The sequence below is a fragment of the Gordonia metallireducens genome (assembly GCF_021245825.1).
GTDB classification, from domain to species: Bacteria; Actinomycetota; Actinomycetes; order Mycobacteriales; family Mycobacteriaceae; genus Gordonia; species Gordonia namibiensis.
The window spans coordinates 1-13,069 of sequence record NZ_JAJQJP010000014.1 but is presented as its reverse complement, the minus strand read 5'-3'; the positions used below and the strand labels follow the sequence as shown (position 1 = coordinate 13,069).

Below are 13,069 nucleotides of genomic sequence, written 5' to 3'. Positions count from 1 at the left end.
CCGCGATGGCCGACGATCCGCTCGACGACTTCGCCGCGGAGGACGTGACCCTGCGCGGCGACACCCGCCGTGTGTACCGCAAGGGCACGGGTCCGGCGGTCATCGTGATCGCCGAGATGCCGGGCATCAGCCCGAAGGTGGCCAATGTGGCCCGGCGCATCGCCGATCTCGGCGCGACGGCCGTCATGCCGTCGCTGTTCGGGGTCGACGGCCAGGACCCGCGGCCGGACAATCTCGGCCGCGTGGGAGCGGTGCGCAACATGCTGGGCACCATCACCAAGACCTGCATCACCCGCGAATTCACCATTCTCGCAACGGGAAAGACCTCACCGGTCGCAGCGTGGCTGCGCGAACTCGCCGCCCTCGAGCACGATCGCTGCGGCGGTCCCGGCGTCGGCGCAGTCGGGATGTGTTTCACCGGCGGGTTCGCGCTGGCGATGGCCACCGACGAACGGATGGTGGCGCCGGTGCTCTCCCAGCCGTCGTTGCCGTTCGCGGTGCTCCCCGGGCGCGCCCGCGCAATCGACGTCGACGCCGCAGACCTCGCCAAGGTCCAGGCGCGGTGCGCACGCGGTCTCGAGGTGATGGGTCTGCGCTTCGCCGGCGACCAACTCTCGCCGCGGTCGCGCTTCACCCATCTCCAAGAACTTCTCGGCGACTCGTTCATCGGGATCGAACTCCCCGACGACACGGCGAACCCGGATTCGATGTTCCCCCGGCCGCATTCGGTGCTGACCGAGGATCTCTACGACGAACCCGGACAACCCACCAGGGAGGCCTTCGACCGGGTGATGGACTTCTTCACCGACAAACTCGGCTTGCCGCCCACCACTCCGGAATCCCCTGCCGCACAGGGCTAGTCGCCGAGCAGCTCCTGCTGCAGCGCGGCATCCTTGTCGAGGACCATCTGCTCGAGGCCCTTCTGGAACGACACCATCCGTTCCTGCAGGGCAGGGTCGGACGAGGCGAGGATGCGCACGGCGAGCAGCCCGGCGTTGCGCGCTCCGCCGACCGAGACGGTCGCGACGGGCACACCCGCGGGCATCTGCACGATCGACAGCAGCGAGTCGAGGCCGTCGAGGTGACGCAGCGGCACCGGCACACCGATGACCGGGAGCGGCGTCGCCGAGGCGACCATTCCCGGAAGATGCGCCGCCCCACCGGCTCCCGCGATGATGACCTCGATGCCATTGGCGGCGGCACCGGCGGCATAGTCGAGCATCCGCTGCGGGGTGCGGTGTGCGGAGACGACGCCCACCTGGAACGGCACGTCGAACTCGGCGAGCGCCTCCGCAGCGGCCTTCATCGTCGGCCAATCGGAGTCGCTGCCCATGATCAGGCCCACCCGGGGACCCCGGAACTCTGCGGTCTCACTCATGAATGCACATCCCATCCGTCGGTCCACGTCGCGTGCGACATCCACTGCGCGGCACGCTCGGCGCGCTCACGCACCGATTCCATCGATTCACCCTGGCGGCCGACGACATTCACGTGGCCGATCTTGCGGTCGCGCCGCTCGCCCTTGCCGTACAGATGCACCTTCGCCTCGGGCATGCGCGCCATCAGGTGGTGCAGACGCTCGTCCATGGACATCTCCGGGGCCGCCGGTGCGCCCAGGATGTTGGCCATCACGGTCAGCGGCGAGCTCGGCGCGGTGTTGCCCAGCGGGTAGTCGAGGACGGCACGCAGATGCTGCTCGAACTGCGAGGTGACCGCGCCGTCCATCGTCCAGTGACCGCTGTTGTGCGGACGCATCGCGAGTTCGTTGACGACGAGCTCCCCGTCGACGGTCTCGAAGAGTTCCATCGCCATGACGCCGACCACGCCGAGTTCATCAGCCAGACGCAACGCCATCTGCTGGGCCCGCTCGGCGACCTCGTCGGAGAGATCCGGTGCGGGCGCGAGCACGACGGCGCACTGGCCATGACGCTGGATCGTCTCCACGACCGGCCACGCGGCGCCCTGCCCGAACGGGGACCGAGCGATCATCGCCGACAGTTCGCGGCGCATCGAGACCTTCTGCTCGGCGAGCAGCGCCGGTGCGTCGGACGGGTACTCGTCGAAGACCGCGAGCGCCTCGTCGGCGCCGTCGACCAGCCAGACCCCGCGGCCGTCGTATCCGCCGCGGACCGCCTTGATGACGATCTCCCACTCGTTGGCCTCGCCGAACTCGACGAGACGCGCACGGGCGGCCTCACGGTCGCCGGCAAGATCGGCGAACGCCGGTACCGGCAGACCCAGCTCGGCCAGCCGCACGCGCATGGCCAGCTTGTCCTGGGCGAAGTGCAGCGCCTTCGACGGCGGGAGGACCGCCACCCCTTCGGCTTCGAGCGCCTCCAGGTGCGCCAGCGGCACACCCTCGTGGTCGAAGGTCAGTGCGGCGGCACCTGCGGCGGCGCGGCGGAGATCGTCGAGTTCGTCGTGCGAACCGAGGACGATGTCGGCGCTCACCTGCGCGGCGGGATCGGACTCGGACGCGGCCAGGACGCGCAGACACTGGCCGAGGGCGATCGCGGCCTGATGGGTCATCCGGGCGAGTTGTCCGCCGCCGATCATCGTGACCTTCGGCATACCCGACGCTGCACCGGCACTCCGTGCCGCTTCGGGAGTGGGAGGCACCGTGGAATTCGAGGTCACCGGCCCGTTTTCGGGCCCTTCATCCGGCACGCGAGGATTCACGCGAACCATCGTTCCATGTCCGGTCCGTCATCCGCACAACCGCCCGGAGAACTGTCCCGACCGATTTGTTTCGTACACTCGGATCTTGTGCCATTGATCGACGAGCTGATCGCTCGCCTCCCAGCGCCGGTCCGACGGCTCGTCATGCGGCACCACGAACTCATCAAGTTCGCGATGGTCGGCGGCACGACGTTCGTCTTCGACCTCGCCATCTTCTACAGCCTCAGTCTCACGATCCTCGAGACCAAGCCGGTGATCGCCAAAGTCATCGCCGGTGTGCTGGCGACGATCCTCAGTTACATCCTCAACCGCGAGTGGGCCTTCAAGAACCGCGGGGGCCGGGAGCGGCACCACGAGGCGCTGCTGTTCTTCATCATCAGCGGGATCGGTGTCATCCTGCAGGCCGCACCGCTGTTCATCGGCAACAACGTCTTCGACATGCGGTCCAACCTCAGTGTGTCCGAGGTCGTCGTCGTCGACTTCGTCCTCGGCTACATCATCGGCAACCTGATGCAGATGGCCTTCCGGTTCTGGGCGTTGCGCAAGTTCGCGTTCCCCGAGGAGCTGCTGCGCGGCGGCGATGCCGGGTCCACCGACCTGCACCCGACGCTCGCCGAACTCAACGATGAGGAACTCGGTCACGCGTGATGCCGGTGTCCGAGTCGTCCTGACCCGGATCCTCCTGCTCGTCCGGGTCCTCGCCGTAGCCGCTCGCATACCGGGCCGGGACGACGATCGCGAAGACCGGTGGGCGTCGCACGGTGAGTTCCAGTCGTCCGCCGTCGGCCTCGATGAGCGCCCGCGCCAGGGACAGTCCGACGCCGCTGCGACCGGCACCCGGCCGTTTCCCGGCCGAGAACCCCCGCCGGAAGATGTGCGCGGAGATCTCGTCGGCCACCCCCTCGCCCTCGTCGGCGACCGTGATGCGGACCAGATCACCGGCCTGCAGCGTGCTCACGTCGATCCGGCACATCCCGCGGCCGTGCTGCAAGGCGTTGTCGACGAGCACGCTGACCGCCTCGCGTAGGCGCCCGGACTGCGAGGTGAGTGCCTGTGGCGCCCCGTCGACCTCCACGGTCAGCTCACGGGCCTGGGCATCGAAGGCGTGGCGAAAGTCCTCGACCAGCGTGGTGAGCATCTCCCCGACGTCGATGAAATGCGGTGCGGGTTCGTCGGCCCGCGAGGCCTCCACCAGTTCGTCGAGTTCGGTGGCCAGTCGTTCGACCTGATCGAGCGCGGCCTCGGCCTCGGTGACCACCGCCGGGTCCTCGTGCAGTGTCAGTTCCTCGAGGCGCAGCTGGATGGCGGTCAGCCGGCTGCGCAGCTGATGCGACGCGTCGCCGGCGATCTCACGCTCCCGCTCGATCCGCAGCGCCTGCGCGGTGTTGGCGTCGGCGAGCGCCCGGGACACCCGATCGAGCTCGGCGATGCCGTACATCTTCCATTCGGTGCGGAAGTCGGCACGCCCGAGCGTCGCCGCCCGGTCGGCGAGATCGGTCAGGGGGTCGACGATCCGGCCGGCGGTCACGGCGGCCACCACCGATCCGCCGATCACCGAGGAGAGCACGACGAGCAGGACGATCCCGGTCGCGGTCATCTGGTCGTCGCGGACCTCGTCGCGCGGGATGGACAGGGTCAGCATTCCCGCGGAGCCCAGACCGATGGATTCCGACAGCCGGGGACCCCCGATGTCGGCGCCCACGACCAACCGCTGAGCCGTCCCCTCGAGATCCGGGTAGGTGATCGTCAGACGCCCGTTCGGCGGCAGGAGCAACTCGAAGGACTCCCGGTTGACCGAGTCGCGCGGGATTCGCCCGTCGGCGCCCTCCTGGCGGATGAGCTGATCGGCGATGATCTTGAGCCGGTTGTCGAGGTCCTGGTGGGCGTTGTCGGCGACCCACCACCAGGCGACCACGCTCAACGGGATGCCCAGCAGACAGCCGACCGCGATCAGGACGCCGATCATGGTGGTGAGCAGGCGTCGCCGCATGGACGCCGGGCGGCGCATCGAGGCCGGTCGCATGGGCATCGGCTTAGGGATCGAACCGGAAGCCGACGCCGCGCACGGTCACGATGTGCCGCGGGCGGCTGTGCCGGTCGTCGCCGATCTTCCGGCGCAGCCACGAGATGTGCATGTCGAGGGTCTTCGACGACCGCAGATCCGCCGACCCCCAGACCTCGGTCAGGATCTCCTCGCGCGTCACGACCTCGCCGGCGCGCTCCATGAGGAACCGCAGGAGATCGAACTCGCGGTTCGCCAGGGTGAGGTCCTGTCCGTCGGCCAGGACGCGACGCGCCCGGGCGTCGAGCCGGATCTCGCCGCCCTCGAGCACCTCGTCACCGTCGCCGGGCTGACGGCGCCGCAGCAGGGCGCGCACGCGGGCGAGGAGTTCCGCGAGCCGGAAGGGTTTGCCCACATAGTCGTCCGCACCGGCGTCGAGCCCGACGACGAAGTCCACCTCGTCGGTGCGCGCGGTGAGCATGAGGACCGCGAGCGCGGGACGTTGGGCACGCACCCGCCGGCAGACCTCGAGTCCGTCCAGAACGGGCAGGCCGAGGTCGAGGATGAGCAGCTCGTAATGACTGTCGAGAGCCTTCTCCAGCGCGTCGGCGCCGGTGCTCACGACCTCGCACCCGTATCCCTCACGGGTCAGTGCACGTGCGAGCGGTTCGGCGATCGCGGCATCGTCTTCGGCGAGCAGCACGTTGGTCAACGCTCCCGCGCCCCTCTGCTCTCGGGACGGTCGGCGGGTCCGTCCGGGTCGCCGTAGGCGGCGTCGGGGTGGTCGTCGTCGCCGTACATGTCGAGCACCTCGTGGTAGAGCAGCGAGTGGACCTTCTCCACCTGCGGGATGTCGTCGAAGGACAACGGTTCGTCGGAGGCCGACTCGATGACCAGCGTGCCGGTCCGCAGCATCCGGTCGACGACGCCGTGCCGGAACTCGACGGTGTTGATGCGCCGGATCGGGATGTCGATCCCGGACCGCGTGAGGATTCCGTTGCGGAACATCACCCGGCGGTCGGTCAGCACGAAGTGCGTTGTCTTCCAGGACAGCAGCGGGCGGATGAAGTACCAGATGAGGCCGAGCGCCCACACCACGCCGACGACGATCAGCAGCACTGTCCGCGGCGTCGAACCCATCGACGATCCGGCGATCACGCCGGCGAGGACACCCGCGCCCGCGGTGATGATCCCGAACAGCAGGAACGGCCCGAGCAGACACTTCCAATGAGGGTGCCGGTGGAGAACCACACGTTCACCGGGCGCCAGGTTCTCCCGCGGGTAAGCCATGCGGCTCAGCATAATCGGGACGGGCGTGCCCGGGGGGCACGCTGAGTAGACTGCGAGGCACCAGTACCGATCGACTGCCGGGCACATTGGGGCGGTCGGCGAGGAGAATGTGATGACCTACCAGGACCCGCGGGGCCCGCACCGCGATCCCGATCCCCGGACCGCCCGCTACGAGTCCGGCTACAACCCCGATTCGCGTGCCTACAGCCAGCAGGGCGCGCCCTACGAGGAGCCGTACCGCGACCAGTACCCCGCCGAGCCCTACGGCGGCGGCGACGCCTATCGCGCCGCGGGTGGATACGCGGAGCAGCCGCGGCCGGCCCGGGCGCCGCGCCGCGGCCCCGACGTCAACCCGGTCACCTTCGCCGGTGGCGTGGTGATGACCGGTGTGGTCACCGGCCTGGCGGCCTGGCTGGTCGCGTGGATCATCTCGGCCTTCGTCGAGAAGGTGAACGAGTCCGGCAAGCTCGGTGTGTGGAATCCGGTGGCCGCCAGCGAGATCTGGTTCGGCGTCGTCGGCTTCCTGTGCGCGCTCGCCGCGGGCGCCCTCTGGTACGTCCTCCAGCTGATCACGCCGGCGCCCAACCAGTTCTACCGCTGGATCGTCGGACTGCTGCTGGTCGCCGCGGTGCTGATCCCGATCCTCACCTACCAGCAGACCTCGGTCGGCATCGAGACCGCGATCCTGCACTTCGTCATCGGCCTGCCGCCGTTGACGATCATCCCCGCGATGGGCATCAAGAGCCTGCAGCGCCCTGCCGGCTGAGCCGCGTCTCCCCGCCGGCTGAGCCCCGTCTCCCCGCCGGCTGAGCCCCGTCTCCCCGCCGGCTGAGCCCCGTCTCCCCGCCGGCTGAGCCCCGTCGAAGTCAGACCGGCCGCAGGTGCGTGACGTCGCCTGCGGCCGCGATCACCTGCCGCCCGTCGGCGTCGACGACGATCCGCCCGGATGCGTCGACGCCGGTCGCGGTGCCCACGACCTCCTCGTCGCCCGGCAGCACCAGCCGGACGCGCCGCCCGATGGTGTCGCTGTCCTCCCGATAGCGAGCCGCGAGTCCGTCGACGTCGTGCGGCCAGAGGTCGAGCAGCTCCGACAACGCCCGCAGGTACGACGCCGCGAGCTCGGTGAGCGGGACGTCTTTGCCGGTCGCCAGCTGCAACGACGTCGCGGTGGGCACCGGCAACTGCTCCTGCGTCATCGTCGTGTTGAGGCCGGTCCCGATCACCGCCACTCCCCCGTCCCCGTGCCGGGTGTGCGGCGAACGCGTGTACTCCGACAGGATTCCGGCGGTCTTGCGCCCCTCGATCAGAACGTCGTTGGGCCACTTGAGGGTCGGCCGCACGCCCACCGCCTCGCCGATGCCCTGGACCGCGGCGAGGCCGGCCAGCAGCGACAGCCAACCGAGGTCCTCGGTGTGCTCACCGACCTCCACCGCCACCGACATCGCCAGCTGGGTCCCGCGCGGCGCGGTCCACGTCCGGGCGTGGCGTCCGCGGCCCGCGGTCTGATCGGTGGTCAGCCGCACCGCCCCGTCGATCGATTCGGTGGCCGCGCGTGTCACGAGATCGGCGTTGGTCGACCCCGTCGCGTCGACCACCTCGATCCGGTGCCAGCGCGTGTCGGCGAGTCGGGTCCGGAGCAGATCGGCGTCGAGGGTCATGTCTGAAGAACCTACTGGGTGCCTCGCCGAGGGATGACGAGCGGCGCAAACCCGCCGAAACGTTCGCGTAGCAAACGGTCCCTAGTGTGCGCACATGGATGTCGATGTCTTCGCCCAGCCCTCGAAACACCCACGGATGCACGGCGGATCGGCTCGAGGCCGCCACTCCACCGTGCGATGGGTGCGCGACATGATCGCGGCGTCGATCCGCGCGGGCCATCTGCCGGAGTCGGCACAACTCGCCGAGGACGCGCTCGTCAGCGAACTCGGCGCGAGCCGCGGAGCGGTCCGCGCCGCGCTCCGGTCGCTCGCCGAGGACGGTCTTCTCGTCCGGAGACCCCGGGTGGGGACCATCGTCCATCCGCGACATGCGCGGCTCGAGATCTCCGACACCGTGGACAAGTCGTGGCAGGACCCCGAGATCTCGCTGCAGATCCTCGATCAGCGCACGGTCGCGACGACCGAGTTCCTCCGATCATGTCTGGCGACGGAGGACGAATCCGTCCGGCTCCTCGACATCTTGTTCCGACGCCACGGCGAGGTGATCGGGGTCCGGACCGCCTACTTCTCCGCGGAGGTCACGTTCGACTTCGACGCGTACACGGGTCCGGTCACGATGGGTTCCCTCTCCTCCCTGCACTTTTCGGCGCCCATCGCGAATGTGGTGACCGAGGTGACGGCCGCGGCTGCCGACGCCCGGACGAGCGAACAACTCGGTATCGCCGAGGGCTCGCCGGTGTTGTGCCGGACCCAGGTGTTCTCTGATGCAGACGGGCGTCCGCTGCAGGTGTCCTTCGACCACTACCGCGCCGACCGGACGTCGTTCGTCACCGACCCGCTGGCAGTCACGATGCAGGATTGAGCATCGTCGCAGGTAGAGGGCGCGAGCACCGGCGCAAAGTTCGTTTACGCCGTCGGAACGGTCCACGAAACACCGGATTCCTACCTTCATCTCAGAACGCCCCGGCGATCTTCTCCCGCTCACCTCACCCCAGGAGTCTCGATGATGAAGTACGGCGTCTTCCTCCCGACGGTCAACAACGGTTACATCCTGTCCAAGGCCTCCCCGCAGTACATGCCGAGTTATGAACTGAACAAACAGATCTCGGTCGACGCCGAGGCCGCCGGCTACGAATTCGTGCTGACCATGTCCAAGTTCCGCGGCTACGGCTCCGAGGGCAGCGGCTTCTGGGACTACGCCCAGGACCCGCTCGCGGTCGTCGGACCGCTCATCGGCGCGACGTCGACCATCAAGATCTGGGGCTCGGTCGGCGCACCGTCGGTCCATCCCGCGATGGCCGCCCGGATCGCCGCCACATATGACGACGCCGGCGGCGGACGGTTCGGCATCAACATCGTCGCCGGATGGAACCGCAGCGAATACGCGCAGATGGGTCTGTGGCCGGGCGAGGACTATCCGAGCAAGCGCTACGGCTACGTCGACGAGTACGTCCACATCCTGCGGACCCTCTGGGAGACCGGACGGATGACGTACGAGAGCGAACACTTCCGGCTCGACGACTGCCTCGTGCAGCCGACACCGCGTCACGGGGTCACGGTGATCATCCCGGGTCAGTCCCCGCGGTCGATCGAGGCCGCCGCCAATCGCGCCGACGTGAACTTCGTGCTGGGTGACTTCGACCAGGTCGCCAAGGCGCGCGCCGACCTCGTGACCGTCGCCTCGCGGGCGGGGCGCGACGTCGGAACCGCTGCGCTGTACGGCATCATCACCGCCCCCACCGACGCCGAGGCGGTGGAGATGGTGCAGTCGTTCGCCGCCGACACCGACGTCGAGGCCGCGGACGGGCTCCGCGCCGCAGCCGCCGGCGACCCGACCGGGATGTCGGCGAAGATCCAGACCCAGGAGCGTCGCCAGGTGCTCGACGTCGACTTCGACCACCCGACCCGCGCCGCGGTCGTCACCGGTTCCTGTCTGTTCCACCCGCACCTCGTCGGCTCCTACGACCGCGTCGCCGCGTTCCTCCACGATCTCGACCGGGTCGCCGGCGTGGACCGCAGCGTGTTGTCGTTCCCCGACTACACGACCGATGTCTCGGCCTTCATGCAGAACGTGGCACCGCGCGTCAGTCACCTCGCCGCGGTGTGAGTCGGATCGCGGTCTCGCGCGGGTCGTCCGTCGACCCGCGCGGGACCGCGTTCGTCCAGCTCAGGGGCACCCGAGGGCACCGAAAAACGGACAAACGGACCACCACCGACCGATCGCTCGGGAACCTGAGGGATATCTCACGTTGATCCGGTTGACGTGGCTCACACTCAGGTAGTTAGCATCGACAGTCATGACCACAGCTTCACGCGACGATTCCGCCGCTCCCGACATCCACACGACAGCGGGGAAGCTCGCCGATCTGCGCAATCGTCTCGAAGAGGCGAAGCACCCCGTGGGCGAGGCCGCCGTCGAGAAGACTCACGCGAAGGGCAAGCTGACCGCCCGTGAGCGGATCACCCACCTGCTCGACGAGGGATCGTTCGTCGAACTCGACGCACTCGCCAAGCACCGCAGCACCAACTTCGGTCTCGCCGAGCGTCGACCGGTCGGAGACGGTGTGGTCACCGGTTACGGCACGATCGACGGCCGCGAGGTCTGCGTATTCTCGCAGGACGCCACTGTCTTCGGCGGCAGCCTCGGTGAGGTCTACGGCGAGAAGATCGTCAAGGTCATGGATCTGGCCATCAAGACCGGCCGCCCGCTGATCGGCATCAACGACGGCGCCGGAGCCCGTATCCAGGAGGGCGTGGTCTCCCTCGGCCTGTACGGCGAGATCTTCCACCGCAACGTCCGCGCGTCGGGCGTCATCCCCCAGATCTCGCTGATCATGGGTGCCGCCGCCGGCGGCCACGTGTACTCGCCCGCACTGACCGACTTCGTGGTCATGGTCGACAAGACCAGCCAGATGTTCATCACCGGCCCCGACGTCATCAAGACCGTCACCGGTGAAGAGGTCACGCAGGAAGAACTCGGCGGCGCGACCACCCACATGGCCAAGTCGGGCACCGCACACTACGTCGCCTCCGACGAGGAGGACGCGCTCGAATACGTCAAGGAGCTGCTGAGCTACCTGCCGAGCAACAACCGCGCCGACGCACCTCGCCTGCCGGTCGCGCAGCCGGCCGCCGGGTCCATCGAGGACACCCTGAACGACGAGGACCTCGAGCTCGACACGCTCATCCCGGACTCGCCGAACCAGCCGTACGACATGCACGAGGTCATCCGTCGCATCCTCGACGACGACGAATTCCTCGAGATCCAGGCCGATTACGCGAAGAACATCATCGTCGGTTACGGCCGCGTCGACGGACGCAGCGTCGGCATCGTCGCCAACCAGCCGACCCAGTTCGCCGGCTGCCTCGACATCGACGCCTCGGAGAAGGCCGCCCGCTTCGTGCGCACCTGCGACGCCTTCAACATCCCGATCGTCACCCTGGTGGACGTGCCCGGCTTCCTGCCCGGTACCGACCAAGAGTACCGCGGCATCATCCGACGCGGCGCCAAGCTGCTCTACGCCTACGGCGAGGCAACGGTCGGCAAGATCACCGTCATCACCCGCAAGGCCTACGGCGGCGCATACGACGTCATGGGCTCCAAGCACATGGGCGCCGACGTGAACCTCGCGTGGCCGACCGCGCAGATCGCCGTCATGGGCGCCTCCGGCGCCGTCGGCTTCGTCTACCGCAACCAGCTCAAGGAAGCCGCCGCGAAGGGCGAGGACGTCGACGCACTGCGCCTCGAGCTGCAGCAGGAGTACGAGGACACCCTCGTCAACCCGTACGTCGCCGCGGCCCGCGGATACGTCGACGCGGTCATCCCGCCGAGCCACACCCGCGGCCAGATTGCGACCGCGCTCAAGCTGCTCGAGCGCAAGATGGTCAACCTGCCGCCGAAGAAGCACGGGAACATCCCCCTGTGAGCGAGAGCGGCGTGAGTGAGGCATCCGTGAACGAGAGCACCGAGAAGGCAGCCGAGAAGCCGTTCCTGACCGTCGTCAACGGCAACCCGACCGACGAGGACCTCGCCGTTCTGGTGAGTGTCCTGGCCGGCGCGGGCGCCGGTGGTGGCGAGCCGGAACCGGAGATCCGCAACGACTGGGGTCGTCCCGTCGACCGTCTGCGTCCGCAGTGGGGCGCACCGTCGAGCTTCACCAACCTGCGCTACTGACACGTGCCTGACTCCCAGATCGGGTCGAACACACACGAGACCGGGCCGGCCACCGCCGGCCCGGTTTTCGTGCTCGGATCCGCTTCCCCCGCCCGTCTCCGGGTGTTGCGGGCCGCGGGTGTCGAGCCGGTGGTCCGTGTCTCGGACGTGGACGAGGACGCGGTGCTCGCCCAGTTGCCGCCCGGCACCCCCGCCGATGCCGTGGTCGCCGCGCTGGCGCGCGCGAAGGCCGAGGCCGTCGCCGCGCTCCCGGACCTCGCCGGCGCGGTCGAGAACGGCGAGACGGTCGTGGTGATCGGCTGCGACTCGATGCTGCTTCTCGGCGACCGCCTGCTGGGCAAGCCACACACCCCCGAACGCGCACTGGCCCAGTGGGGCGAGATGCGCGGGCGCAGTGCCGATCTGCTCACCGGCCATCACCTGATCCGGCTGAGCCCCGGCGCCGGTTCCGCCACCGCGGCCGGGACCTCCTCCACGACAATCCATTTCACCGACGTCCACGACGACGTGATCGCACGCTACGTGGACAGCGGCGAACCGTTGCAGGTCGCGGGCGCGTTCACCCTCGACGGCCTCGGCGGCTGGTTGGTCGAGCGCATCGACGGCGACCCGTCGTCGGTCATCGGGATCGGCCTACCGCTGGTACAGCGCCTGCTGACCGAGGTCGGGTTGTCGGTCACCGACTTCTGGCTGCATTAGCCCACCCAGATTGATGTCGCGCGCGACATCAATCTGTGGGAACGACTTCAGCCGAAGTCGGACAGCCGGACTGATGTCGCGTGTGACGTCATTCCGCATTCGTCCATCCGCGGCGATGCCGCTCCCGAGGTGCGAGCGAGCGCTACCACTCGCTCCCTGATCCGAAACAGCACGACGCACCCATGTCCGCTGCCTGATCCGAAAGAGCGCGACGCCCCCAGCTCTGCTGCCTGATCCGAAAGATCGCGACGCACCCAGCTCTGCTGCCTGAGGTGCGAGGAGCGCAAGCGACGAGATGGTCCTATAGCTTGTCCAGTGCTCCGAGGTCGGTGGTGAGGTCTTTGAAGACTTCGCGGGCGACGTAGCGTTTGAGGCAGCGGATGATGTCTTTCTTCGTTTTGTGTTCGGCGGAACGGCGTTCGACGTAGGCGCGGGTGGGTGGATGGTTTTTCATCCGGCCGACCACGATCATGTGCAGGGCGCTGTTGGCTTGCCGGTCACCACCTCGGTTGAGTCGGTGACGATGGGTTTTGCCCGAGGAGGCCGGTAGTGGGGCGACGCCGACGA

At 68.5% G+C, this 13,069-nt stretch carries 15 protein-coding genes; 8 read left to right on the top strand and 7 right to left on the bottom strand.

The window, feature by feature from the left end; genetic code table 11:
- Positions 1–5 precede the first annotated feature (5 nt).
- The gene (locus tag LQD00_RS03600; protein ID WP_232715706.1) at positions 6–860 is read left to right on the top strand and encodes a dienelactone hydrolase family protein; all 855 of its coding nucleotides are present in this window, start codon (positions 6–8) and stop codon (positions 858–860) included.
- Here LQD00_RS03600 and purE read toward each other — a convergent pair.
- Complete coding sequence (purE, locus tag LQD00_RS03595; protein ID WP_006360458.1) at positions 857–1,378, bottom strand: 5-(carboxyamino)imidazole ribonucleotide mutase; 522 nt, start codon at positions 1,376–1,378, stop codon at positions 857–859. The genes LQD00_RS03600 and purE overlap by 4 nt on opposite strands.
- Positions 1,375–2,688, bottom strand: coding sequence for a 5-(carboxyamino)imidazole ribonucleotide synthase (locus tag LQD00_RS03590; RefSeq protein WP_406566948.1), 1,314 nt, complete (start codon positions 2,686–2,688; stop codon positions 1,375–1,377). The genes purE and LQD00_RS03590 overlap by 4 nt, the downstream gene beginning before the upstream one ends.
- Before the next feature lie 78 nt (positions 2,689–2,766).
- Between LQD00_RS03590 and LQD00_RS03585 the strand changes: the two genes are divergently transcribed.
- Positions 2,767–3,327: a GtrA family protein gene (locus LQD00_RS03585; protein WP_040535547.1), complete on the top strand. Its 561-nt coding sequence runs from the start codon at positions 2,767–2,769 to the stop codon at positions 3,325–3,327.
- On the opposite strand, the gene LQD00_RS03580 is transcribed toward LQD00_RS03585, so the two are convergent.
- The 3 genes from LQD00_RS03580 to LQD00_RS03570 are packed head-to-tail and all read right to left on the bottom strand — an operon-like array spanning position 3,299 to position 5,971.
- Entirely contained in the window at positions 3,299–4,669 is a 1,371-nt protein-coding gene (locus LQD00_RS03580; protein ID WP_232715752.1) for a sensor histidine kinase, read from the bottom strand. The two genes, LQD00_RS03585 and LQD00_RS03580, sit on opposite strands and share 29 nt — an antisense overlap.
- Before the next feature lie 43 nt (positions 4,670–4,712).
- On the bottom strand, positions 4,713–5,393 hold the full coding sequence (locus LQD00_RS03575; RefSeq protein ID WP_232715705.1) for a response regulator transcription factor: 681 nt from the start codon (positions 5,391–5,393) through the stop codon (positions 4,713–4,715).
- Entirely contained in the window at positions 5,390–5,971 is a 582-nt protein-coding gene (locus LQD00_RS03570; protein WP_232715704.1) for a PH domain-containing protein, read from the bottom strand. Before LQD00_RS03570 ends, LQD00_RS03575 begins: the two co-directional genes overlap by 4 nt.
- 112 nt (positions 5,972–6,083) lie before the next feature.
- On the opposite strand from LQD00_RS03570, the gene LQD00_RS03565 reads away from it, so the two are divergent.
- On the top strand, positions 6,084–6,737 hold the full coding sequence (locus LQD00_RS03565) for a hypothetical protein (RefSeq protein ID WP_006865874.1): 654 nt from the start codon (positions 6,084–6,086) through the stop codon (positions 6,735–6,737).
- A gap of 100 nt (positions 6,738–6,837) precedes the next feature.
- Here the strand turns inward: LQD00_RS03565 and LQD00_RS03560 are convergent, their stop codons facing one another.
- Positions 6,838–7,629, bottom strand: a complete 792-nt coding sequence (locus tag LQD00_RS03560) for a biotin--[acetyl-CoA-carboxylase] ligase (RefSeq protein WP_232715703.1) — start codon at positions 7,627–7,629, stop codon at positions 6,838–6,840.
- A 94-nt stretch (positions 7,630–7,723) separates the two neighbouring features.
- Between LQD00_RS03560 and LQD00_RS03555 the strand changes: the two genes are divergently transcribed.
- The 5 genes from LQD00_RS03555 to LQD00_RS03535 all read left to right on the top strand — a co-directional run bounded on the left by LQD00_RS03555 (position 7,724) and on the right by LQD00_RS03535 (position 12,502).
- Complete coding sequence (locus LQD00_RS03555; protein ID WP_232715702.1) at positions 7,724–8,491, top strand: GntR family transcriptional regulator; 768 nt, start codon at positions 7,724–7,726, stop codon at positions 8,489–8,491.
- A gap of 141 nt (positions 8,492–8,632) precedes the next feature.
- The gene (locus LQD00_RS03550; protein ID WP_232715701.1) at positions 8,633–9,736 is read left to right on the top strand and encodes an LLM class flavin-dependent oxidoreductase; all 1,104 of its coding nucleotides are present in this window, start codon (positions 8,633–8,635) and stop codon (positions 9,734–9,736) included.
- A gap of 190 nt (positions 9,737–9,926) precedes the next feature.
- On the top strand, positions 9,927–11,555 hold the full coding sequence (locus LQD00_RS03545; RefSeq protein WP_232715700.1) for an acyl-CoA carboxylase subunit beta: 1,629 nt from the start codon (positions 9,927–9,929) through the stop codon (positions 11,553–11,555).
- A gap of 11 nt (positions 11,556–11,566) precedes the next feature.
- On the top strand, positions 11,567–11,803 hold the full coding sequence (locus LQD00_RS03540; protein WP_167330266.1) for an acyl-CoA carboxylase subunit epsilon: 237 nt from the start codon (positions 11,567–11,569) through the stop codon (positions 11,801–11,803).
- Between the two features lie 3 nt (positions 11,804–11,806).
- Positions 11,807–12,502: a Maf family protein gene (locus LQD00_RS03535; RefSeq protein WP_232715699.1), complete on the top strand. Its 696-nt coding sequence runs from the start codon at positions 11,807–11,809 to the stop codon at positions 12,500–12,502.
- A 301-nt stretch (positions 12,503–12,803) separates the two neighbouring features.
- On the opposite strand, the gene LQD00_RS03530 is transcribed toward LQD00_RS03535, so the two are convergent.
- Positions 12,804–13,069 (bottom strand): IS110 family transposase (locus tag LQD00_RS03530; protein ID WP_232715698.1); only part of this gene is annotated, 266 nt, incomplete at its 5' end.